The sequence below is a fragment of the Gemmatimonas sp. genome (assembly GCF_041689975.1).
In the GTDB taxonomy this organism is placed as follows: domain Bacteria; phylum Gemmatimonadota; class Gemmatimonadetes; order Gemmatimonadales; family Gemmatimonadaceae; genus Gemmatimonas.
In genome coordinates this window covers 1-1873 of the sequence record NZ_JBDNFF010000237.1, presented here as the reverse complement: position 1 = coordinate 1873, position 1873 = coordinate 1, and the positions used below count along the sequence as shown (strand labels likewise).

Genomic DNA, 1873 nt, shown 5'->3' with positions numbered 1-1873 from the left:
GGGCATCAGGGTTCCGCCATCTGTTCGAAGAATTCCTTGTTGTTCTGCGCGCGTTCCATTCGCTTGATCAGGAACAGCAGCGATTCATCGGAGGGCATGTCGGCCAGGAAAGAGCGCAACAGGAAAATGCGCTGCTGTTCGAAGGGCGTGAGCAACAGCTCTTCGCGACGGGTGCCCGACTTGTTGATGTCGATCGCCGGGAAAATGCGCTTGTCGGCCAGCTTGCGATCGAGCACGAGCTCCATGTTACCGGTGCCCTTGAACTCCTCGAAGATCAGCTCGTCCATGCGCGAATTGGTTTCGATGAGCGCCGTAGCGACGATCGTGAGGGAGCCGCCTTCCTTGAGATTGCGGGCCGCGCCGAAGAACGCCTTGGGCTTCTGCATGGCGGACGCCTCCATGCCGCCCGACATGATCTTGCCACCCTGCGGCGCCACGGCGTTGTGCGCGCGGGCCAGACGCGTAATCGAATCGAGCAGGATGACCACATCCTTGCCCGTCTCCACGAGCCGCTTGGCCTTTTCGATGACCATGTCGGCCACCTGCACATGGCGGTCGGCCGTTTCATCGAACGTGGAACAAATGACTTCGGCCTGGGGACAGGTGGCCTGCATGTCGGTCACTTCTTCCGGGCGCTCGTCGATCAGCAGCACGATGAGCGTGATCTCGGGATGATTCTCGATGATCGCGTTCGCGAGCTGCTGCATGAGGATCGTTTTGCCACCCTTGGGCGGGGCAACGATGAGGGCGCGCTGGCCCTTCCCGAGCGGGGCGATGATGTCGCAGATACGGGTCGCGACTTCGCCGTTGCTCCGCTCGAGGCGGATGCGTTCGTCGGGGTACTGCGCGGTCAGGTTGTCGAAGGCGCTACGCAATTTCGACTGCTCAGGGTCACCAGCGTTGATGCGCTCCACCTTGAGGAGCGCGAGATAGCGTTCCCACTCTTTCGGCGGGCGGACTTCCCCCATCACCGTATCACCGGTGCGGAGGTCGAAGCGCTTCACCTGCGAGGGGGAGACGTAGATGTCGTCCGGGCCGTGCAGATAATTGAAGTCTTGCGACCGGAGAAAGCCGTAGCCTTCCGGGAGGACTTCGAGGACGCCTTCACCGTACAGCGTCGTTTCGGCATCGAGCAGAGCCTGCTCGATACGGAAGATCAACTCCTGTTTACGAAGGCCGCTGGTACTCGTGACATGCAATGACGCGGCCAGCGCCAGGAGTTCAGGAACAGACTTCCGCTTCAGCTCGGCTACGTGCACTAGGCATAGGAAACGAGAGTGACCGCAGGCCGAACAGACGCGCATGGCAGGACTCGAACCTGCGACCTTCTGCTCCGGAGGCAGACGCTCTATCCAACTGAGCTACACGCGCAACACGAGCACTACTTTGGCGCCAAGGCGCCGAGTGAGTGATCCGCCCGACCGGTGCGCGGCGCTCCCGAAAGAACGCCGTGAGCCGGTCAGACTGTAGAAGTTAATCCGCCGATGACGACTGGGGCAAGGAAGCATCTTCGTAAGGGCTTCGGTCCACCACGTCCCGGAACGCCCGAATCGCTGCCGTGAACGCGCCGCGGTCGCGCAACCGCGTGATGTTGGTGCCGGTGTAGCGCCGGAGCGCCACGCCAAGGTTGGCGCAATCGTGGAAGTCGAGCTGCGCCGCGACCGAGTCGAGTGTGTGTCCTGGCTCGTCGAGCAGCGCGGCCGCCACCAGCAGCCGACACCAGGTGAGAAAGGGCCGCAACGGCGGCAGTCGCGCGTCGGTGAGGCGATTCTGCAGGGTACGGCGCGACAGGCCGAACACGGCGGCGACCTCCTCGCGGTCCAGCTGCTCGTGCGAGTGCTCCAGCACGTACTCCAGCAGCGGGTGCAGCCGC

Annotated in this window: 2 protein-coding genes and 1 tRNA gene; all 3 read right to left on the bottom strand. The window is 62.9% G+C overall.

Going from position 1 to position 1873, the window contains the following annotated elements; translation table 11 throughout:
* Positions 1 to 5 precede the first annotated feature (5 nt).
* Positions 6 to 1259 (bottom strand): transcription termination factor Rho, encoded by a 1254-nt coding sequence (gene rho / locus ACESNG_RS15270; RefSeq protein WP_373069600.1) that lies wholly within the window; start codon positions 1257 to 1259, stop codon positions 6 to 8.
* Positions 1260 to 1297: 38 nt separating this feature from the next.
* Positions 1298 to 1371, bottom strand: a tRNA-Arg gene (locus tag ACESNG_RS15265).
* A gap of 102 nt (positions 1372 to 1473) precedes the next feature.
* Positions 1474 to 1873 (bottom strand): helix-turn-helix domain-containing protein (locus tag ACESNG_RS15260; RefSeq protein ID WP_373069598.1); only part of this gene is annotated, 400 nt, incomplete at its 5' end.